This window comes from Mesorhizobium sp. M0778 (assembly GCF_040320105.1).
Classification (GTDB): domain Bacteria; phylum Pseudomonadota; class Alphaproteobacteria; order Rhizobiales; family Rhizobiaceae; genus Mesorhizobium.
Map to the genome: position 1 here is coordinate 245248 of NZ_JAMYPA010000005.1, position 21615 is coordinate 266862.

At 63.1% G+C, this 21615-nt stretch carries 17 protein-coding genes; 6 read left to right on the plus strand and 11 right to left on the minus strand.

Features of this window, described 5'->3' with window-relative positions; all coding sequences use genetic code 11:
• Positions 1-29 precede the first annotated feature (29 nt).
• Positions 30-950, plus strand: coding sequence for a LysR family transcriptional regulator (locus tag NKI22_RS09990; protein ID WP_023717878.1), 921 nt, complete (start codon positions 30-32; stop codon positions 948-950).
• 22 nt (positions 951-972) lie between these two features.
• On the opposite strand, the gene NKI22_RS09995 is transcribed toward NKI22_RS09990, so the two are convergent.
• The 5 genes from NKI22_RS09995 to NKI22_RS10015 are packed head-to-tail and all read right to left on the minus strand — an operon-like array spanning position 973 to position 6256.
• Complete coding sequence (locus NKI22_RS09995) at positions 973-1803, minus strand: dipeptide ABC transporter ATP-binding protein (RefSeq protein WP_352483289.1); 831 nt, start codon at positions 1801-1803, stop codon at positions 973-975.
• Entirely contained in the window at positions 1800-2675 is an 876-nt protein-coding gene (locus NKI22_RS10000; RefSeq protein WP_352483290.1) for an ABC transporter ATP-binding protein, read from the minus strand. The genes NKI22_RS09995 and NKI22_RS10000 overlap by 4 nt, the downstream gene beginning before the upstream one ends.
• Before the next feature lie 4 nt (positions 2676-2679).
• Positions 2680-3597, minus strand: coding sequence for an ABC transporter permease subunit (locus tag NKI22_RS10005; protein ID WP_023717881.1), 918 nt, complete (start codon positions 3595-3597; stop codon positions 2680-2682).
• 1 nt (position 3598) lies between these two features.
• Positions 3599-4606, minus strand: coding sequence for an ABC transporter permease subunit (locus NKI22_RS10010; RefSeq protein ID WP_023676822.1), 1008 nt, complete (start codon positions 4604-4606; stop codon positions 3599-3601).
• Between the two features lie 57 nt (positions 4607-4663).
• The gene (locus NKI22_RS10015) at positions 4664-6256 is read right to left on the minus strand and encodes an ABC transporter substrate-binding protein (RefSeq protein WP_023717882.1); all 1593 of its coding nucleotides are present in this window, start codon (positions 6254-6256) and stop codon (positions 4664-4666) included.
• A 479-nt stretch (positions 6257-6735) separates the two neighbouring features.
• On the opposite strand from NKI22_RS10015, the gene NKI22_RS10020 reads away from it, so the two are divergent.
• Positions 6736-8697: a long-chain fatty acid--CoA ligase gene (locus NKI22_RS10020; RefSeq protein WP_352815811.1), complete on the plus strand. Its 1962-nt coding sequence runs from the start codon at positions 6736-6738 to the stop codon at positions 8695-8697.
• 85 nt (positions 8698-8782) lie between these two features.
• Entirely contained in the window at positions 8783-9439 is a 657-nt protein-coding gene (locus NKI22_RS10025; protein WP_352815838.1) for a class I SAM-dependent methyltransferase, read from the plus strand.
• Here NKI22_RS10025 and NKI22_RS10030 read toward each other — a convergent pair.
• Entirely contained in the window at positions 9423-10145 is a 723-nt protein-coding gene (locus NKI22_RS10030) for an HAD family hydrolase (RefSeq protein WP_352815813.1), read from the minus strand. The two genes, NKI22_RS10025 and NKI22_RS10030, sit on opposite strands and share 17 nt — an antisense overlap.
• A gap of 5 nt (positions 10146-10150) precedes the next feature.
• Complete coding sequence (gene pgi / locus NKI22_RS10035) at positions 10151-11794, minus strand: glucose-6-phosphate isomerase (RefSeq protein ID WP_352815815.1); 1644 nt, start codon at positions 11792-11794, stop codon at positions 10151-10153.
• 255 nt (positions 11795-12049) lie between these two features.
• Here pgi and pdxR point away from each other — a divergent pair, with 255 nt between their 5' ends.
• Together pdxR and NKI22_RS10045 are read left to right on the plus strand one after the other, a co-directional pair.
• Complete coding sequence (gene pdxR, locus NKI22_RS10040) at positions 12050-13543, plus strand: MocR-like pyridoxine biosynthesis transcription factor PdxR (protein ID WP_023717888.1); 1494 nt, start codon at positions 12050-12052, stop codon at positions 13541-13543.
• A 194-nt stretch (positions 13544-13737) separates the two neighbouring features.
• Positions 13738-15327 carry a trimethylamine methyltransferase family protein gene (locus tag NKI22_RS10045; RefSeq protein WP_023717889.1) on the plus strand — a complete coding sequence of 530 codons (1590 nt, stop codon included), beginning with the start codon at positions 13738-13740 and terminating at the stop codon, positions 15325-15327.
• Between the two features lie 4 nt (positions 15328-15331).
• On the opposite strand, the gene chrA is transcribed toward NKI22_RS10045, so the two are convergent.
• From chrA to NKI22_RS10065, 4 genes are all read right to left on the minus strand, one after another.
• Positions 15332-16720, minus strand: a complete 1389-nt coding sequence (gene chrA / locus NKI22_RS10050; protein WP_352851484.1) for a chromate efflux transporter — start codon at positions 16718-16720, stop codon at positions 15332-15334.
• The gene (locus NKI22_RS10055) at positions 16717-17556 is read right to left on the minus strand and encodes a chromate resistance protein ChrB domain-containing protein (protein ID WP_023717891.1); all 840 of its coding nucleotides are present in this window, start codon (positions 17554-17556) and stop codon (positions 16717-16719) included. Before NKI22_RS10055 ends, chrA begins: the two co-directional genes overlap by 4 nt.
• Before the next feature lie 264 nt (positions 17557-17820).
• Positions 17821-19626 carry an IlvD/Edd family dehydratase gene (locus NKI22_RS10060; protein WP_352483298.1) on the minus strand — a complete coding sequence of 602 codons (1806 nt, stop codon included), beginning with the start codon at positions 19624-19626 and terminating at the stop codon, positions 17821-17823.
• A 236-nt stretch (positions 19627-19862) separates the two neighbouring features.
• Positions 19863-21035 (minus strand): Mrp/NBP35 family ATP-binding protein, encoded by a 1173-nt coding sequence (locus NKI22_RS10065; protein ID WP_352483316.1) that lies wholly within the window; start codon positions 21033-21035, stop codon positions 19863-19865.
• Between the two features lie 195 nt (positions 21036-21230).
• Here NKI22_RS10065 and NKI22_RS10070 point away from each other — a divergent pair, with 195 nt between their 5' ends.
• Positions 21231-21608 carry a VOC family protein gene (locus NKI22_RS10070; protein WP_352493735.1) on the plus strand — a complete coding sequence of 126 codons (378 nt, stop codon included), beginning with the start codon at positions 21231-21233 and terminating at the stop codon, positions 21606-21608.
• Positions 21609-21615 lie beyond the last annotated feature (7 nt).

Below are 21615 nucleotides of genomic sequence, written 5' to 3' on the forward strand. Positions count from 1 at the left end.
GTAGGAAATGTATAAGATAATGCCGAATAATGGATAAATCGGACGTCACCCTCGAGCGCATGCGCACCTTCGTTCGCGTCGCCGAGCGCGGCAGCCTCTCGGCGGTGGCGCGCGAGCTCGGAGTTGGTCAGTCGACGGTCACGCGGCATCTGCGGGAGCTCGAGGAGGCCGTCGGCGTGCCCTTGCTCAGCAGGACCACCCGGCGTGTCACGATGACCGATGAAGGCAGCCGTTACTATGCCGACAGCGTCCAGATCCTGCGCCTCGTTGAGCAGGCCGGCGATGAGGCGCGAGGCACGCGCGGCGCATCGGCTGGCACGATCCGGATATCCTGCACGGCGGCGCTCGGCGTCTTGCACGTCAGCCGGCTGATCTTCGCCTTTCAGGACCGTTATCCCGACATCGGCATCGATCTCAGCCTAACCGACGAGCGCATCGACCTTGTGCGGGAGGGCGTCGACATCGCGCTTCGCCTCGGTCCGCTCACTGACAGCTCGATGAAGCTGCGGGCGCTCGGTCAGTCCCGGCGTCTGCTGGTGGCGGCGCCGGCCTATCTGGCGGCCCGGGGCAGACCGGCTGTCCCGCAGGATCTGCCTGGCCATGAAGGCATTCGGATGTCGAACATCGCGGGAAGCGACACGCTCGCCCTGCAGGGGCCGGGCGGCGAGCGCTTTGCGGTGCCCTTTGGCGGCCGATTTCGGGTCGACCATGGGCTTGCTGCGCGCAAAGCCCTTGTCGCCGGACGCGGTATCGCACCCGCCCACCACTGGCTTGTCGACGATCTTCTGGCGGCCGGCCGGCTGGAAATTATCCTGCCGGGCTATTTTCCGCCTCCCGTCCCGCTGAGCATGCTGATCGTTCCGGAGCGTGCGGGCATTGCCCGGGTGCGGCTGCTGGTCGACTTTCTCGCCGAGCAGATCTCCGGCATTCCGGGGATCGAGAAGCGGTAGCCGGCCGGCAAACCTCGCCGGATCAGGCGGCCTTCTTTTTCGCCAATCTTGCCTTGATGCTGGCGACGTCGGCACGCGGCGTCGCCGCGAACAGCGTCCTGGTATAGCTGTGCTTGGGGTCGGCGAAGACCTCGTCGCGCGAGCCGTATTCGACCGCTTCGCCGAAATACATCACCATCACATCGTCGGCGATATAGCGCACCACCGACAGGTCGTGGCTGATGAAAACATAGGTCAGTTGAAACTCATCCTGCAGGTCGGCGAGCAGATTCAGAACCTGCGCCTGCACCGAAAGATCAAGTGCCGAGACCGGCTCGTCCAGCACCAGGAGGCTGGGGTTGAGCATCAGCGCGCGGGCAATGGCGATGCGCTGGCGCTGGCCGCCCGAAAACATATGCGGGTAGCGATTGTAGTGCTCGGGGCCGAGACCGACCTTTTTCAGCATCTTCATGGCGAGATCGCGCCGCTCGCCGGCCGTGCTGTCGGTGTTGATGAGCAGCGGTTCGCCAAGCACGTCGCCGATCTTCTGGCGTGGATTGAGCGAACCATAGGGGTTCTGGAAGACAATCTGCACCTTGCGGCGCATTTCCTTCGACAGGCCGTCCCTCGCGATGTCTACCTTCTTGCCGTCGATGAAAAGCTCGCCGGAGGTCGCCGGGTCGATCAGAGTGATGATGCGGGCGAGCGTTGACTTGCCGCAGCCGCTCTCGCCGACGATGGCCAGCGTCTTGCCCTTGTCGACGCTGAACGAAACACCCTTGACCGCGTGAACCGTACGGGAGGGGCGGAAAAGCCCGCCGCCGACATGATAGTCGCGCACGATGTTCTTGCCTTCGACTACCGTCACGCTCATGTGGCGGTTCCTCCCGCGGATCGGGCTGCGACTACAGATGGGGCCGGCTCGAACAGCATGTCGGAAACAGTAGGCAACCGGTCGCCGACGGCGTTTTCCGGCAGCGCCGACAGAAGCGCGCTCGTGTAATTGCTCTTGGGGGATTCGAACAGCGACAGCACGTCGGCCTCTTCCATCTTGCGGCCCTTGTATTGGACGATGACACGGTCGGCGGTCTCGGCAACCACCCCCATATTGTGGGTGATCATGATCAGGCCCATGCCGTATTTGGCCTGCAGGCCGACCAGCAGATCGAGGATCTGCTTCTGGATGGTGACGTCGAGGGCCGTGGTTGGCTCGTCGGCGATCAAAAGCTTGGGATTGCAGGCGATGGCGATGGCGATCATGACGCGCTGGCACTGGCCGCCCGACATCTGGTGCGGGAAGGAGCCCAGCCGTTCCTCAGGGTCGGCGATGCCGACCAACTTCATCAGTTCGATGGCGCGTGCCCGGCGCTGGGCGCGGTCCATGCCCATGTGAAAGCGCAGCACCTCCTCAATCTGGAAGCCGACGGTAAAGCACGGGTTGAGGCTGGCGACCGGCTCCTGGAAGATCATCGAGATGTCCTTGCCGACAATCTTGCGCCGCTCGGACGGGCCGAGCTTAAGCAGGTCGATGCCGTCGAAGGCCATGCGGTCCGCCCTCACCGTCGCCGTGTTGGGCAAAAGCCCCATCACCGCCAGCATTGCCACTGATTTTCCGGAACCGGATTCGCCGACGATCGCCAACACCTCGCGCGGTTCGACCGACAGGTCGATGCCTTGTACCGCCATGAATGGTCCAGCGGCGGTGTCGAAGGAAACGGTCAGGTTCTTGATCTCGAGAAGAGGCATTGGATTATGACCTCTTCAGCTTGGGATCGAAGGCATCGCGCAGGCCGTCGCCGATCAGATTGATGGCAAGCACAGTGATCAGAATGGCAAGGCCGGGGAAGGTCACTACCCAAGGCGCGCGCAGGATGAACTCGCGCGCCGAGGCGAGCATCGTGCCCCATTCCGGCGTCGGCGGCTGCGCACCGACACCGAGGAAGCCGAGCGCCGCAGCCTCGAGAATGGCGTTGGAGAAGGACAGGGTGGCCTGCACGATCAGCGGTGCCAGGCAGTTCGGCAAGATCGTCCTCACCATCAAGCGAAGATGACCGGCACCAGCCACCTTGGCGGAGATGACATATTCGCGGTTCTTTTCGGCCATCACGGCGGCGCGGGTGAGACGCGCAAAATGCGGCTGCAGCACCAGCGCGATCGCCAGCATGGCGTTGAACAGCCCGGGGCCGAGGATCGCCACCAGCACCAGCGCCAGAAGCAGCGACGGGAAGGCCAGGATAATATCCATGATGCGCATGATCAGCGTGTCGACCCAGCCGCGGAAATAGCCGGCGAGCACGCCAAGCACGATGCCGCTGGTGAGCGAGAAGACGACCACCACCAGGCCGATGAACAGCGAGAAACGCGCCCCGAAAATCAACCGCGAAAGCATGTCGCGGCCGACCGCATCGGTGCCGAGCAGGAACATCGATTTGCCGCCTTGCTGCCAGGCAGGGGGCGCCAGCAGCGCATCGCGAAACTGCTCGTCGGGCGAATGCGGCGCGACGAACGGCGCAAAGACCGCCACCAGCACCAACGCCGAAAACACGACAAGGCCGATGACCGCGCCGGTGTTCATCGAGAAGTAGTGCCAGAACTCGGCGAAGGCGCGTTGCCTGCCGCCTGTCGGGATGGAGGCAGCGGTGGCTTCGGCGGCGGATTCGTCGGTCATCTCACTGCACCCGGATGCGCGGATTGATGACGGCGTAGAGCACGTCGACGATCAGGTTCACCGCCATGACGATCAGCGCGATGATCAGCAATCCGCTCTGAACGACGACATAGTCGCGCTTGCCGATGGCGTCGATCATCCATTTGCCGATGCCGGGCCAGGAAAAAATGGTTTCGGTAAGAATGGCGCCCGCCATCAACGTGCCGACCTGCAGTCCGATGGTGGTGACCACCGGAATCAGCGCGTTGCGAAAAGCGTGCAGCCCGATGACACGGCGCGGCGCCAGGCCCTTGGCGCGCGCGGTGCGGACATAGTCCTCGCCCAGCACCTCGAGCATCGCCGAGCGAGTCTGGCGCGCTATGACGGCAAGCGGGATCGTCGCCAGCACGATGGACGGCAGGATCAAATGGCTGACGGCGGATTTGAAAGCGCCGCTCCTGCCGGAGATCAGGCTGTCGATGAGCATGAACCCGGTCGTCGGCCTGAAGAAATACTGCAGGCCGATGCGGCCGGAAACCGGCGTCCAGCCGAGATAACCGGAGAAGAAGATGATGAGCAGCAACCCCCACCAGAAGATCGGCATCGAATAGCCGGTCAGCGCGACACCCATCGTCGCCTGGTCGAACCACGAGCCGCGCTTGACCGCCGCGAAGATACCGGCAGGAATGCCGAGCAGGACGGCGATGATCAACGCCACCGTCGCCAGTTCCAGCGTGGCTGGAAACAGCGCCTGGAATTCGCCGAGCACTGGCCGCTTGGTGGCAATCGATATGCCGAAATCGCCGGTCAGGACCCTGCCGATATATTCCAGGTACTGGATGACATAAGGCCGGTTGTAGCCAAACTGCTCGATGAGCTGGGCGTAGCGTTCGGGGCTGACGCCGCGCTCGCCGGCCAGGGCCAGGATGGGATCGCCGGGCAGAAGCCGGACGAAAGCGAACGCCGCCAGCGATATGCCGAACACGGTCGGGATGATCAAAGCGAGCTTGTGGAGGAGATAACGGAGCATCTTGCTTCATAGAACGGCGGCGCAGGAAGTCCAGCGCCGCCGTTCAATTTCTCAGGACTATTCGGTGACGTCGACGCCGTCAAACCGATGAATGCCGAGCGGGTCCATAACGAAGCCCGACACCTTCTTGTTCATCGGCATGAAGACCTTGGAGTGGGCGATGGTCAGCCACGGAGCCTCACGCTTGAACACCACCTGAGCTTCCTCGTAGATCTTGGTGCGCTCGGCGACGTCCGTCGTCGCCTTGCCTTTTTTCAGCAGGGCTTCGAATTCCTGGTTGCACCAGATCGCATAATTGGACTGGCCGATGGCATCGCAACCGAGCAGGAAAAAGAAGTTGTCCGGATCGCCATTGTCACCGGTCCAGCCCAGTTGGAAGGCGCCGTCGCGATCCTTAGCTTTGCCGCGCTGGCGATACTCGGTCCATTCGTAGCTGACGATCTCCGCCTTGACGCCGACGGCGGCATAGTCGGCCTGGATCAACTCGGCGACGCGCTGGGCGTTCGGGTTGTAGGGGCGGCTGACCGGCATAGCCCAGATCTTCATCGACAGATCCTTGACGCCTGCATCGGCCAGCATCTTCTTGGCCGCCTCCGGATCATAGGGATCGTCCTTGATGTCCTTGTTATAGGACCACATGGTCGGCGGGATCGGGTTGATGGCCGGCGCGCCGGCGCCCTGATAGACCGCGTCGATGATCGCCTTCTTGTTTACCGCCATGTTGAGGGCCTTGCGGACCTCGACTTTGTCGAACGGCGGCAGCGTCGTGTTGTAGGCGAGATAGCCGATGTTCAGGCCTTCCTGCTCGTCGACTTTGAGGTTCGCGTCACCCTGCAGCCCGGCAATGTCGGCCGGCGCCGGGTATGACATGATATCGCACTCGCCTGCCTTCAGCTTCTGCGCGCGCACGGCCGGATCGGGCGTGATGGCGAAGATCAGATCGTCGATCTTCTGGCGGCCGCCAAAGTAGCCGTCCCATGCCGCATAGCGCACGACCGCATCGACCTGATAGTCGACGAACTGGAACGGACCAGTGCCGACTGGCTTCTGGGTGAACTGCTGCCTGGTGCCGGCCTTGTCGAGCTGGTCGGCATATTCCTTGGAAACGATCGAGGCGAAATCCATGCCGAGGTCCGGCAGGAACGCGACTTCAGGCTTGTTCAGCACGAACTTCACCGTCAGGTCGTCGACCTTGACGATTTCCTTCAGGAGATCGGGGAAGCCCATGCCGGTGAAATACTCCCAGCCGGTGCCTTCCAGATAGCTGTACCAGGGGCTTTCTTTCTTCCACTGGCGTTCGAAGGAAAAGATCACGTCGTCGGCGTTGAGGTCGCGCGTGGGCGTGAAATAATCCGTCGTCTGGAATTTCACACCCGGGCGAAGCTTGAAGGTGTATTCGAGACCGTCGTCGGAAACCGTCCAGCTCTCCGCCAGGCCGGGCGAGATGGTGGTCTTGCCATGCTCGAACTCGACCAGGCGCGAATAGATGGTGCGCGACGAAGCGTCGAAGTCGTTGCCGCCGCTCCATGGCGACGGGTCGAAGCCGGCCGGCGATGCCTCCGAGCAATAGACCAGTTGTTTTGCATTGGCCATGCCGCCGAGGACGCTTGCAGCCAGCAACGCGGCTGCAAAAGTCAGTTTCTTTTTCATTGAGCACTCCCTGATGTTCTTCCAAGCCCCTCTATCAGGCTCGCGAAGGCCGCATATAAGCACCGTTTTTCTGGCTTTGGAACTGCTTGTTTGCCTAACCCACGGGAAGCAGAAAAAAATTCCGGCATGCGGCGAATTGTGGAAAAAACGAGCCAAATCCGCAGATCACGACATTATTAGCGACTTCAATTTTTTGTTGATCGGCGATGCCGCCAATTCGGGGAATCGAGCCGTTCGGTTCAAGAGATGCGCGCCCGAAAACCGGTCGCGGCCGAGAGCTTTGACGGCAAGTCTTGCCGCACTGCCACGTGGGCGAGGCTTGCACGGCCGCCGCTAGTGGCAATACATAGATGGATGGACAGCGTGCTGGATTTCCCAGGCTCCGGACATTGCGGCAAGCGTGGGATACCTTTGTTTGTCAGGGGCGGCGGTGGCGCTCAAGCGTGCCGAAACAATAAGAACGATTGAGGGAGCGACAGGTGGCAAAACCGGCAAAGACAACAACCGCGGCGAAAGCAAAGGCCGAGGCAACATCGAAAGCGGTCAAGCCAAAAGCGGCCGCCGCCAAGCCGAAGACTACCGCGAAGGCAAGTGCGAAGCCGGCGAAGACCGCGGCTGGAAAGACTGCCAAGCCGGCAGCCGGCAAGACGGCGCCTGCCGCAAAGTACCCCACCGTCAAGCCGGCGGCGGAGGCAGTGCCGACAGCGCCCAAACAGGCGGCAGCTTCAGCCAGAAGATTGCCGAAGGCGATCACCTCGCTGGCCGCCGGCCTGCCTGAAAAACCGTGGCTCCAGAGTTACCCAAAGATCGTGCCGGCCGAGATCGGCGCCCTGCCCTCCAGCTCGATCGGTGACTTTCTCGTCGCCGCCTGCAAGCAGTTTGCGAACCGGCCGGCCTTCGTCTGCATGGGCAAATCGATCACCTATGCCGATCTTGAGCGACAGTCGGCTGCCTTCGGCGCCTATTTGCAATCAAAGGGGCTGCAGAAGGGCGCACGTGTCGCGCTGATGATGCCGAACGTGCTGCAATATCCGGTGGCGATGATGGCGGTGCTTCGCGCCGGCTATGTCGTGGTGAACATCAATCCGCTCTACACGCCGCGCGAGCTTGAGCACCAGCTCAAGGATTCCGGCGCTCAAGCCATTGTCATCCTCGAAAATTTCGCCTGCACCTTGCAGGCGGTGATCGCCAGGACCGCGGTCAAGCATGTCGTGGTCGCCACGATGGGCGACATGCTCGGCGGGCTCAAGGGAACGATCGTCAACTTCGTCGTGCGCCGCGTCAAGAAGATGGTGCCGGCATGGTCGCTGCCCGGCCATGTCAAATTCAACGCCGCATTGAAGGCCGGCGCCGGCGCGACCTTCAAACCCGCCGAGGTCGTGGCCGGCGACATCGCCTTCCTGCAATTTACGGGCGGTACGACCGGCATCTCCAAGGGCGCGATGCTTTTGCACAGCAATGTCTTGGCGAACGTCGCGCAGAACGCGCTCTGGGTCGAAGACGCCTACACGGTCAAGCCGAAACCGGCGCATATGAACTTCCTCTGCGCGCTGCCCCTCTATCATATCTTTGCGCTCACAGTGAACGCGATGATGGGAATGCAGCAGGGCGCGCAGAACGTGCTCATCCCCAATCCGCGCGACATTCCCGGCTTCGTCAAGGAGCTGCAGAAATACCCGATCCACATCTTTCCTGGCCTCAACACGCTGTTCAATGCGCTGCTCAATAATGAGGATTTTCGCAGGCTCGACTTCAAGCCGCTGATCCTGACGCTGGGTGGCGGCATGGCAGTGCAGAAGGGCATCGCCGAGCGCTGGAAGGCGCTGACCGGCTGCCCGATCAGCGAGGCCTATGGACTCTCCGAAACCTCGCCGGGGGCGACCGCCAACAAATTCAGCGACGGAGTCTACACCGGCACGATCGGCCTGCCGCTGCCCTCGACCGAGATCGCCATCCGCGACGACGACGGCAACAATTTGCCGCTCGGCGAGGTCGGCGAAATCTGCATTCGCGGACCGCAAGTGATGGCCGGCTATTGGAACCGGCCGGACGAGACCGCCAAGGTGATGACAGAGGACGGCTTCTTCAAGTCGGGCGACATGGGCTTCATGGACGAGCGTGGCTACACCAAGATCGTCGATCGCAAGAAGGACATGATCCTGGTTTCCGGCTTCAACGTCTATCCGAACGAACTCGAGGAGGTGGTGGCGCAGCATCCGGGCGTGCTCGAAGTGGCGGCGATCGGCGTACCGGACGAGCATTCGGGTGAAGTTCCAAAGCTGTTCGTCGTCAAGAAGGACCCGGCACTGACCGCCGAGATGCTGACGGCTTATTGCCGCGAGAACCTGACCGGCTACAAGCGCCCCAGATATATCGAGTTCCGCCCCGAGCTGCCGAAGACACCGGTCGGCAAGATTCTGCGACGAGCGTTGCGGGGCTAGGCGCCGCTTGAGCGATTGCATCGCCGGCGCCAACACCGTGGGTATAGGTTCGCATCCAGACCCGGCAGACTTCATCCGGGCGAACATGCGGATCACCGCCGTGCCTGCGCTTCCCGAAATCCAGCTTTACACCGCCCATCCGGGAAGCGGGCTCAGGCGGCTTGTCGAGTGGAACCAACACGGGATTGAAGAAGACCGACCTGAACCGGAGCCACCGTACTGGGCCTATGCCTGGGCCGGCGGCGCGGTGCTCGCCCGCTACATAATCGACCGGCCGGAGACCGTGGCCGGGCGGCGCGTGCTCGACCTCGGTGCCGGCTCGGGCCTTGTCGGCATCGCAGCGGCAAAGGCCGGAGCCAGCGAGGTCGTCGCAGCAGAGATCGACCGCAATGGCGTGGCCGCGCTCGGCCTCAATGCGGCTGCGAACGGCGTCGCTATCATGACCATTGGCGAAGACATCACCGGCGGTCCGCCGCCACCAGTGGATATCGTGATGGTCGGCGACCTGTTTTACGCCCACGATCTTGCCGGCCGGATCGTTCCCTTCCTCGACCGCTGCCTTGCTGCCGGCATCGCCGTGCTGATCGGCGATCCGGGCCGCGCCTATCTGCCCCGCTCGCGGCTTCGCCTGCTGGCCGAATACGAGGTGCCGGATGTCGGCGACGGCAGGAATGCGGCGATGAAACCAAGCGGCGTGTTTTCGTTCGAGCCGGATAGCTGCGCGCTCAAGCCGTCTCGCTGACTCGGGCCGCAAGAAAATCGGGCAGATCGGCAACCGAATCCAGGATGACGTCGGCGATCTGCGATAGCGATTCACGTGTGCCGGTGCCGGACAGCACGCCGATCGCCAGGCCGCAGCCGCCGGCACGCGCCATTTCCAGATCGTGACGGTTGTCGCCGACCACGGCGATCGTTGCCGGCCTTAGCCCTGTCAGATCCGAGAAGGCAAGGATCGTATCCGGCGCCGGTTTTGGATTGGCCACCGCGTCGTAACCATAGGCGGCTTCGAACAGCTGGGCGACGCCCAGCGTGACTAGGGTCTTTTCCGCGCCGCTGGTTGAGTCATTGGTGGCGACGCCAAGCCGGTAGGATTTTCTGTGAAGCAGCCCAAGCGTCTCGACCACGCCCGGCAGCGCCACCGCCATCGCCGATCCTTGCGCCGAGGTGATGGCATTGAAGCGGGCGACGGCAAGCATCTGGTCCTCATCGGACAGCCGCGGGAACCACAGCTCGACGACATCCATGTTGGTGCCGGAGGCAAAGATCGAATCCGGCTTGAAGCGCTTGGTGGCGAAATCGAAGCCTGCCGCCGCAAGCAGCCTGTCTGCTTTCCAGCGATCGCCTTCGGCCGCATCCATCGCCATGAAGTCGGCGATGCCCAGCCATGTCGCGTTGAAATCTACGAGCGTGCCGTCCTTGTCGAACAATATTCCCTTGATGTCCGCCAAGCTTTTCACTCCGAGCCACGCAAGCGGTGGATGTGTTCCACCAATCCAGTCGTCGAGGCATCCCGCTTTGCGGCATTCTCCTTGCCTTCAACGACGGGCAGCAGCCCGGTCGCCAGTTCCTTGCCGAGTTCGACGCCCCATTGGTCGAAGGAGTTGATATTGAACAGCGTGCCTTCGACGAAGACGCGGTGTTCGTAAAGCGCAATCAGCCGTCCGAATGTGTGGGGGTCGAGCTTCCTGTAGAGGATCGTCACCGAGGGGCGGTCGCCGGAGAAGACGCGGTGCGGGGCGATCCTGTCGACGTCGGCGGGCGCCATGCCTTTCGCCAGCATCTGCGCGCGGGCTTCCTCCAGCGTGCGGCCCTTCATGAAGGCCTCCGACTGCGCCAGGCAATTGGCGAGCAGAAGGTCGTGATGATGCTTCAGTTCCGGCTCGTGGCCGACGGCAGCGGCGAGGAATTCGACCGGAATGAAATCGGTGCCCTGATGCAGAAGCTGGAAGAAGGCGTGCTGGCCGTTGGTGCCGGGCTCGCCCCAGACCAGTGGGCCGGTCGGCGTCGTTACAGCACCGCCATCCAGGGTGACGCTCTTGCCGTTCGATTCCATGTCGAGCTGCTGCAGATAGGCCGGCAGCCTGGACAGACGCTGATCGTAAGGGATGACGGCGCGAGCGGGATATTTGCAGATCACGCGATGCCACCAGCCGATCAGCCCCATCAGCGCCGGCAGGTTGTTCGCCAGCGGCGCGGTGCGGAAATGCTCGTCCATCTCATGGGCGCCGTCGAGAAAGGCGCGAAAATCCTTAGGGCCTATGGCGATCATCACCGGCAGGCCGATCGCACCCCAGACGGAATAACGACCGCCGACCCAGTCCCAGAAGCCGAAGACGCGATCGGGCGCGATGCCGAATTTGGCGACCAGGTCGAGCGCCGTCGAGACGGCAGCGAAATGCTTGCCGACCGCTTCCTTGCCGAGCGCCTTCTCGACCCATCTGCGTGCCGTCTCGGCGTTGGTCATCGTCTCGACCGTAGTGAAGGTCTTGGAGGCGATGATGAACAGGGTGGTCTCGGCGGAAAGACCCTTCAGCGTGTCGTGGATATGGGCACCGTCGATATTGGACACGTAATGTGCGCGCGGACCGTCATGATAGGGCGCCAGCGCCAGCGTCGCCATGGCCGGGCCGAGGTCGGAGCCGCCGATGCCGATGTTGACGATGTCGGTGATCTTCTTGCCGGTGGCGCCGGCCGCCTTGCCGGAACGCACCGCGTCGGCGAAGGCGCCCATCGCGTCGAGTACGCCGAGGACTTCCGCCTTCACGTCCTGGCCGTCGAGCACGATGCCCTTGCCGGTAAGGTTACGCAGCGCCGTGTGCAGCACGGCGCGGCCTTCGGTGACGTTGATCTTGTTGCCAGCAAACATCGCGTCGCGCCGGCCTTCGAGGTCGGCGGCCTCAGCTAGGTTCTCCAGCAACTCCATCGTCCGCGCATCGACCGCGCATTTCGACCAGTCGAGCAGCAGGTCGCCGTCGCTGGCGGAGAATTTCTCGAAGCGCTGCGGATCGGCAGCGAAAGCCTCGCGCATCGAGCCCGATTTGACCGCACGATGATCGCGCAACGCATTGAGCTGCTTTTGAAAGGACGATTGATCCACTGCTTCGCTCCGGTCTCTTGAGATGCATCTTATCAGGCCGGATGTTTCCGGCGCGTGTCGTCGCGGCAAACTATCGGGTCGAATTCCATCCGTTTCAATGCGCAGCGATGCCGCAGCGCAGCGTGGGCCGGCGCAAAGGATCACTGGCATAAATCCCAGCGATCAGAAAAATTGATTGGCGCAACACCTTGTGCCACCGGTACATTCGACTGGTCCAGCCAAGTGAAAAAAGCTGGCCATCGAGGAACATCTCCCATGCCACAGCGAAACGACACGGCCATATGGTCCGGCCTGTTCCGGATTTCGGCGGAATCCGGTCAGACCCTGCAGGCGCAGATCCGTCAGGCGATCGTCGCCGCCATCCTCGACCGGCAGATCGCGGCTTCCATGCCGCTTCCGTCCTGCCGGATTCTTGCCGAAAAACTCGGCGTGGCGCGCGGCACCGTGGTGCTGGCCTTCCAGCAGCTGGTCGACCAGGGGTTCCTGGTGGCGCGCGAGCGCCGCGGCCATTTCGTCAATCCCGAAGTGCTGGCGACGCCGGCCAAGCCGCACCAGAAAGCGCCCGACCAGGCCAACGAGATCGACTGGAAGGCGCGCCGGCAGATCGCGGCGAGCGACATGCCACCGCCGGCCAAGCACGACAACTGGATCAAGTCGTCCTACCCCTTCGTCTACGGCCAGTTCGACCCGGCGCTGTTCCCGACCGCCGAATGGCGCGAGTGCAACCGCATGGCGCTGGCCGTTCTCGAAATCCGCAACTGGGCGTCCGACATGGTCGACCGTGACGATCCGCTGCTGATCGAGCAGATCCAGGCACGGCTGCTGCCGCGGCGCGGCATCTTCGCCAATCCGGACGAAATCATCGTGACGCTGGGGGCGCAGAACGCGCTCTACATGCTGGCGACGCTGTTGATGACCAAGGGCTCGAAGGTGGCGATGGAGGACCCGGGCTATCCGGATGCACGTTCGATCTTCCGGCTGGCCGGCGCCGACATCCAGCCGGTTCCGGTCGACCACTCCGGCATCGTAACCTCGGCCATTCCCAATGATGCCGGCTTCGTCTTCGTCACCCCCAGCCACCATTGCCCGACCATGGTGCCGCTGTCGGCAGAGCGGCGACAGGATCTCTTGGCGCGGGCCAACCGCTACAACCAGATAATCATCGAGGACGGCTATGACAGTCAGCTCCTGGACGAGGCGCCGCAGCAGGCGCTGAAGAGCCTCGATCGTTCCGGCCGCGTCGTCTATGTCGGCTCGATGTCGAAGACGCTGGCTCCCGGCCTCAGGCTCGGCTACATCGTCGCCTCGGCCGGGCTGATTTCCGAGCTTCGGGCGCTACGCCGCTTCATGCTGCGCCACCCGCCGGCGAACAACCAGCGCGCCGTCGCATTGTTCCTGTCGCTCGGCCATCACGAGGCGCTGGTGCGGCGGCTGTCGAGCGCCTTCGACGAGAGGCGCAAGCGTCTGGTCCATGCGATTTCCGCCTTCCTGCCGGAGTGGCGCTCGACCGATTCGGCCGGCGGCACGTCGCTCTGGCTCGAGGGACCGCGCGGCACCGATTCGCGTGGGCTGGCGGAGGCCGCGGCCTCGCGCAGCGTCATCATCGAGCCTGGCGACCGCTTCTTCGACCGCACCGAAAAGCCATCGCGTTTCATGCGCTTGGGCATTTCCTCGATCGCGTTGCAGCACATCGAACCCGGCATCCGCGAACTGGCGACGGCAGCTGGACGCAGGCCGGCAGCGGCCTGATCTCCCTTCCCCGACCGGAGCCTGGCGCATGTAGCGCGACTCCGGTTCTTTAGCTCCTTGGCATATGCGACGGGACCGGCTGGCACATAGGCTGTGCCAATGCCGGCGGCATAGTCGGAGTACATAGGGGACGAAGCAGGCAGATGGTGGACCAACCGCCGCGCCCGCTTCGCAGCTAAAGTTGGAGTGCCTTCATGCCGGTGGCCCATGAGAAGCAGGACGTGTCCGCAGACCAGCGTTCGCGACGGTCCGGCGGGCGCGAGGCGCGCCGCGCCATGCGAGCGGCACCGCTTGCCGACGACGTCAAGCCGGTGCGTGCCGGCCTCGAAGGCGGAAGCTACAGCCCGCTCAGCGGCAATGATTGCGAACGTATCCACGAGGCCGTGCTTACCCTTCTGGAGACGGTCGGTTTCGCCAACGCCATCCCCTCCTGCATTGAGGCACTGACCAAGGCCGGCGCAACGCTTGGCGAGGACGGCCGCCTGCGCTTTCCTCGCGCTCTGGTGCTCGACACGATCAAGAAAGCGGCGCGGCATTTCACCCTGCACGGCCAGGATCCGAAGCACGACATGGTGATCCAGGGCAAGCGTGTGCATTACGGCACGGCTGGTGCTGCGGTGCATCTTGTCGATGTCGAAAAGCGTGAGTATCGCGAGTCGCTGCTGCAGGACATTTACGATGCGGCGCGCCTGGTCGAGGGGCTCGACAACATCCATTTCTTCCAGCGGCCGATGGTGCCACGCGACATCCCCGACCCGCTCGACATGGATTTCAACACGCTCTACGCCTGCGTCATGGGCACGTCGAAGCATGTCGGCACCTCGTTTACCGTGCGTGAGAACGTCAAGCCGGCGCTCGACATGCTCTATGCCATCGCCGGCGGCGAAGAGAATTTTCGCGCGCGGCCTTTCGTCTCCAATTCGAACTGTTTCGTCGTGCCGCCGATGAAGTTTGCCGAGGACGCCTGCGGCGTGCTCGAAGCCTGTGTCGAGGGCGGCATTCCGATCCTGCTGCTGTCGGCAGGCCAGGCAGGTGCGACGGCACCGGCGGCGATTGCCGGTGCCGTGGTGCAGGCGGTCGCCGAAGTGCTGGTCGGCCTAATCTATGTCAACGCCATCAAGCCGGGCCACCCGGCAATCTTCGGCACCTGGCCGTTCGTCTCGGACCTCCGGACCGGCGCCATGTCGGGCGGTTCGGCCGAGCAGGCGGTGCTGACCGCGGCCTGCGCGCAGATGGCGCAATTTTACGACCTGCCGGGCGGTTCGGCCGCCGGCATGACGGATTCGAAACTGCCTGACATTCAGTCCGGGTACGAAAAGGGCATAACCGACGTGATGGCCGGTCTTGCCGGCCTCAACCTGGTTTACGAATCGGCCGGCATGCACGCCTCGCTGCTCGGCTTTTGCCTTGAGAGCCTGATCATCGACAACGACATGCTCGGCCACTGCCTGCGCTGCGTGCGTGGCATCGAGGTGACGGACGAGTCGCTGTCCATCGACACCATCGCCGATGTCTGCCTGAAAGGCCCGGGCCATTATCTCGGCAACGAGCAGACGCTGCGGCTGATGCAGACCGAATATTTCTACCCGGCCGTCGGCGACCGCTTTTCGCCGAAGGAATGGAATGAGAAAGGCAGGCCCGACATCTTGCAGCGGGCGATCATCGAGAAGAAACGCGTGCTTGCCGAACGCTTCCCGCGCCATGTGCCGAAGCCCGTCGACGACAAATTGCGCGCCCGTTTCGGCGATATGATCAAGCTGCCGCGCGGCAGAATGGGCGGCTGAGGCGTTACCCGCTCGCCGCCAGCAATAAGACGCCGGCCAGCGCCGATCCGGCAAGCGTCGGCAGCATGCCGATTTTCAGCTTCAGAATGGCGATCATCGAGGCACAGGAAAGCAGCGCCGCGCGCCAGTCTATCGATGAAAGCACCGGCACGTCCATTCCAAGCCCGACATTGCGCACTTCGCCGAAGATGACGTGCAAGCCGAACCACAGGGCGAGATTCATGATGACGCCGACGACGGCGGCGGTGATCGCACCGAGCGCCGCCGACAGCGCCTTGTTGCCGCGCAGCGCTTCGATGTAAGGCGCGCCAAGGAATATCCACAGGAAACATGGGGTAAACGTCGCCCACAGCGTGAACAGCCCGCCAAACAGTCCGGCAAGCAGCGGCGCCAGCAAGCCCGGCTGGCGGAACGCGGCAACGAAGCCGACGAACTGCAAGACCAGGATGAGCGGACCCGGTGTGGTTTCGGCAAGTCCGAGGCCGTCGACCATTTCACCGGGTGCCAGCCAGCCGAAGTACTCGACCGCTGCCTGCGCGACATAGGCAAGGGCTGCGTAGGCACCGCCGAAGGTGACGACCGCCATGACACTGAAGAAGCCACCGATTTGCGTCCAAACGCTGGCAGGGCCGGTGACAGCCCAGATCAGCAGAACAGGCCCCAGCCACATCGGCAGCCAGATCGCCAAGATGCGCGGCGCGTGCCATCGTGTCGGCCTGACGTGGGTCAGTTCGCCGCGCTCGAACATCAGATCGACCACGCCCTTGATGTCGGGAACATCGCCCTTGCCATGCGAAGCGCCGGAAAAAAATGCCGGCGCACTACGATTGCCGATCCAGCCTGCCAGGCCGGCAAGCAGGACGATCAGCGGAAACGGCACGCTCAACGCGTAGATGGCGATGAAGGCGGCGAGTGCGATCGACACCATGACGGGGTTTTTCAGCGCGCGTCTGCCGATCCGGATCACCGCCTCGATGACAATGGCGAGCACGGTCGCCTTGACCCCGAAAAACAGCGCCGCGACGAGTGGTACATCGCCATAGAGCGCATAGAGGCTGCTCAGGACGAGCATGACAAGCGCGCCCGGCACGACGAAGAGAATGCCGGCAACAAGGCCGCCGACCGTTTTGTGCAGCAACCAGCCGATATAGATGGCAAGTTGCTGGGCCTCGGGGCCAGGCAGCAGCATGCAGTAGTTCAACGCATGCAGGAAACGCTGTTCGCCGATCCAGCGCCGTTCCTCGACCAATTCCTTGTGCATGAGTGCGATCTGCCCGGCCGGGCCGCCAAAGCTGAGCACGCCGATTTTCGCCCAGACTTTCACGGCCTGCCGGAAGCTCGGCACAACCGGCTCTTGGATCTCCGGCGGCTCTTTCGAAAGGACGGCGCTCACGAAGGCTTGCCCGCGCCGAGATTGCCCGTGCCGGCGGCTGGCCAGTTATGCGTCTCCTCGGTGGCATCGCGGCACCAGCGGAAGAACGCATCGTAAAGCAGCATGCCGGCCTCGAGCTGCTCCAGATCGTCGCGAAACATCCGTGACAGGCCAAGCGAGGCGGCCAGGAACCCGGCCGCCTGTGGGACAAGATCGAGGCTCGCAGTATCGGCAGCGCGTATGATCGTGGCGAGGCGATCGAGCGCTTCGGATTTTAGTCCGAACTCCTCGATCATGGTATCGAAGGTGCAGCGTTCGCCGCGGTGGCTCCAGAACACGTTCTCGATGTCGAAAGGCACGGCCTGAAAGCGATCGGCGACGGCCGCCACTTCGGCCGGCTCGACGAAGAGAAAGACCGCGTGAGGATTGATGAAGCGTCGGATCAGCCAGGGGCACGCGATGCGATCGACCTTCGGGCGCGTACGCGTCACCCAAACGGTGCGGCCCTTGGCATCGGCGGGCGGTATCTTGCCGGTGTGAACCAAAAGCCCCTTGGCATCGCGCCATGCCTCAAACCCGCCTTCGAGCGATTCGGCGGCAATGCCCTCGTGCCGCAGCCATGCGGCCACGCCTTGCGAGAGCTTTTTTCCCTGTTGGCAGACGACCGTCACTTGCTGGCCAGTGAATTCGCCAGCCCAGGTGGCGACAGCCTTGAAGTCACGCCGGGTTGAGCCCGGCAACAGGCGCGGATCGGCGTTGTAGTCATCATCGGTGCGGACATCGATGATTGCGGGCGCACCCGGCAGCCCAATCAGACGAGACAGTTGCGATACAGTGATAGCGGTTGTTGACGGCATGGCGTCCACCTCCTTGAAAGAGAAGCTTGGACGCGAACGTTGGGCTGACGCCTCACGGGGTCGTCGCGATGCACCCCTTACGATGATCGTGGATTTGTCACGCCCGCTTGTCAAGCATTCCCGTTCTCGCGGGAGCAATCGCTTTTGACAAATGACCGCGTCCAACTCTGTGGCGGGCATTTCTCCCCGTTAGCGGGCTGTTAACGGGGAGAAATGAGGTGACCGTTACGCTGGCGACCTGACGGCTCGTGCGACGGACCCTGGTCAGTGATTGTCCCTCGGCACGCCGCTTGTATGAGCCACATCCTGGTACTTCACCGCCGGCTTCAGCACCATGCCTTCGGAAAACTGGTCGACCATGCCGCGCTGGATTTCCTGCCACGGCGTCTGGTGCTTCGGATAGTGATAGCCGCCATTGTTCTGCAGCTCGGCGCGGCGCCGCGTGATCTCGTCGTCGCTGACGAGGATGTCAGCGGTACCCTTGCGCAGGTCGATGCGGACGCGATCGCCGGTCTTCAGCAGCGCCAGGCCGCCGCCGATGGCGGCTTCCGGCGAGGCGTTGAGGATCGACGGCGAGCCCGACGTGCCTGACTGACGACCGTCGCCGATACAGGCCAGCGCGTGGATGCCCTTTTTGATCAGATAGGCAGGCGGCTGCATGTTGACGACTTCGGCGCCGCCGGGATAGCCGATCGGGCCGGCGCCGCGCATGAACAGAATGGTGTGCTCGTCGATGCCCTGTGCCGGGTCGTCGATGCGGGCGTGATAATCCTCGGGGCCGTCGAAGACCATGGCGTTGCCCTCGAACGCTTCCGGGTCCTTCGGGTTCGACAGATAGCGTTCGCGGAATTCGGGCGAGATGCCACTGGTCTTCATGATCGCCGAATCGAACAGATTGCCCTTGAGGTTGATGAAGCCGGCATTGGCTTTCAGCGGCTCGGCAACCGTGCGGATGACGTCGAGGTTCTCGTTGACGGCGCCGCTGCAATTGTCGCCGATGGTCTTGCCGTTAGCGGTCATGGCTTCCGGATAGGGCAGCATGCCGCCCTTCATCAGTTCGGCGATCACAGCCGGCACGCCGCCGGCATGGTGATAGTCCTCGCCGAGATATTCGCCGGTCGGCTGCAGATTGACGATGAGCGGAATGTTGAGGCCAACCTTCTGCCAATCGTTGTTGTCGAGCGGCACGCCGAGGTGGCGGGCGATGGCGTTGAGGTGGATCGGCGCATTGGTCGACCCGCCGATCGCCGAATTGACGACGATGGCGTTCTCGAAGGCCTTGCGGGTCATGATGTCGGAGGGCTTCAGATCCTCATGCACCATGTCGACGATGCGCTTTCCAGTCTCATAGGCGATCTGGCCGCGTTCGCGATAGGGGGCGGGGATTGCGGCCGAGCCCGGCAATTGCATGCCGAGCGCCTCGGCCAGCGAATTCATCGTGGTAGCGGTGCCCATCGTGTTGCAATAGCCGGTCGACGGCGCCGAGGAGGCGACGATGTCCATGAACTCGTCATAGCCGATCTCGCCGGCCGACAGGCGCTGGCGCGATTCCCAGACGATGGTGCCGGAGCCGGTGCGCTTGCCCTTGTGCCAGCCGTTGAGCATCGGGCCGACCGAAAGCGCGATAGCCGGAATGTTGACGGTAGCCGCGGCCATCAGCATGGCCGGCGTCGTCTTGTCGCAGCCGATGGTGAGCACCACGCCGTCGAGCGGATAGCCGTAGAGCACCTCGACCAGGCTGAGATAGGCAAGGTTGCGGTCGAGCGCAGCTGTCGGCCGCTTGCCGGTTTCCTGGATCGGGTGGCAAGGAAACTCGAAAGGAATGCCGCCCATCGAGACGATGCCCTCGCGCACGCGCTTGGCCAGTTCGATGTGATGGCGGTTGCAGGGCGACAGGTCCGAGCCGGTCTGGGCGATGCCGATCAGCGGCTTGCCGGACATCAGTTCGGCCCGCGTCAGCCCGTAATTCAGGTAGCGCTCCAGATAAAGTGCTGTCATGCCCGGATTGTCGGGATTGTCGAACCACTCCTGCGAGCGAAATTTTTTCTTGCTGGTGGGGGCGCCTGCCATCGTGGTCTCCGTATTTGTATGACAAATCGATATGACAACGCGCGGGAGCAGGCAAGGGGCACGCGCCATCCGAATCCGCACTTTGGTGCGATAGACACACATCTGCCTCCGCGCTAGACGGGATCGTGGTTTGTCAGTCCGCTATCCCGGAAAAGTTCGAGCATGTCGTCGCGGACCCCACCCGACCCTTGCGGCCACCTCCCCTCAAGGGGCCGACTTGGGGAGGGACATCCGCATCACTCAAACACGATGCTCGGCACTGCAGCCTCGGCCGCGCCGCGCTCTTCATTGACGCGGTGCCAGACCTTGGCGGCGATGTCGCGATAGATTTTCGCCTCGGCGCTATCGGGCTTGGAGACCACCACCGGCGTGCCGGCATCGGAGCTTTCGCGGATGCCCATCTCGAGCGGCACTTCGCCAAGGAAGGTGACGCCGAGGCGCTCGGCCTCACGGCGCGCGCCGCCATGGCCGAAGATGTCGTAGCGTTTCCCCGTATCGGGGGCGAGAAAATAGCTCATGTTTTCGACGATGCCCAACAGCGGCACGTCGACCTTTCTGAACATGTTGAGGCCTTTGCGCGCATCGATCAGGGCCAGGTCCTGTGGCGTCGAGACGATGACGGCGCCGGCCAGCGGCACCTGTTGGGCCATGGTCAGCTGGGCGTCGCCGGTGCCGGGCGGCATGTCGACGACGAGCACGTCGAGCGGTCCCCATTCGACCTCGCGCAGCATTTGCGTCAATGCCGACATCACCATCGGCCCGCGCCAGATCATCGGCGTCTCCTCATCGACGAGGAAGCCCATCGACATGACCTTGAGGCCATAGTTCTGCATCGGCTTCAGGATCTTGCCGTCGACGGTCTGCGGCCGGCCATGAATGTTGAGCAGACGTGGCATGGACGGGCCATAAATATCGGCATCGAGCACGCCGACCCGCAACCCGTTGGCGGCCAGGCCAAGGGCGATATTGACGGCGGTGGTCGACTTGCCGACGCCGCCCTTGCCGGAAGCAACAGCGATGATGGCGTCGATGCCTGGTACGCCGCGCTTGCCATGGCTGTGCGAGGCGGGCGCCTGCGGCGCGGGACGAGCAGGTGCGGCCGGCGGAGCGGGCCTCTGAGCCGGTCTTTGCGGAACCGGCGCCTCCATGCCGCCGCCCTTCTTTTCCGCCGTCAGCGCGACCACGGCGCCGGCGACACCGGGGATCGCCTTGACGACACGCTCGGCGGCCGCACGCAGCGGCTCCATCTCCTGGGCACGGGCGGCGGGAACGGTGATCGAGAAGAACACCTTGGCATCGGCAATGAAAATCTCGGAAACCATGCCGAGGTCGACGATATTGCCGGTGAAATCCGGCCCGTTGACCGTCTTCAGGCGTTCGATGACGATTTCCTTGGTGACGGACATCAGATCTTCCTTATGCAAGCTCGCGCCTGAGATAGTGCAGTTTCCGGAGAGAACCAAGTCGTGGAGCAACAGCCGGCCTGGTGTGCCCCGGAAAACGGACCGACGCTGTCAGATTTGCCTGATCGACGGTCGCCAACCATCCGCTACGACCTATCTGAAGGAGCAGCATGAGCACGACATCAAGGGAAGGAGACGATCATGCTCGCAAACAGCAACGCAACGGCCAATCTCGCAGTGAAGGACCTGGCCAAGGCCAGGGCTTTCTACGAAGGGACGCTCGGCCTGAAAGAGGTGCACAATGAAGGTGGCGAACTGATCGTCTATAAAAGCGGCGATACCAGCATCAACGTGTACCGTTCGAATTTCGCTGGGACCAACAAGGCGACGGCTGTGACCTGGACGGTCGGCGACGAGCTCGGCAAAATCGTTGAGGCGTTGAAATCGAAGGGCGTGGCCTTCGAGCATTACGACATGCCCGGCCTGACGCTGGAGGGTGACGTTCATGTCGGTCAGGGCATGAAGGTCGCATGGTTCAAGGATCCGGACGGCAACATCCTGAACCTTGTGGACAGGTAGATACGGC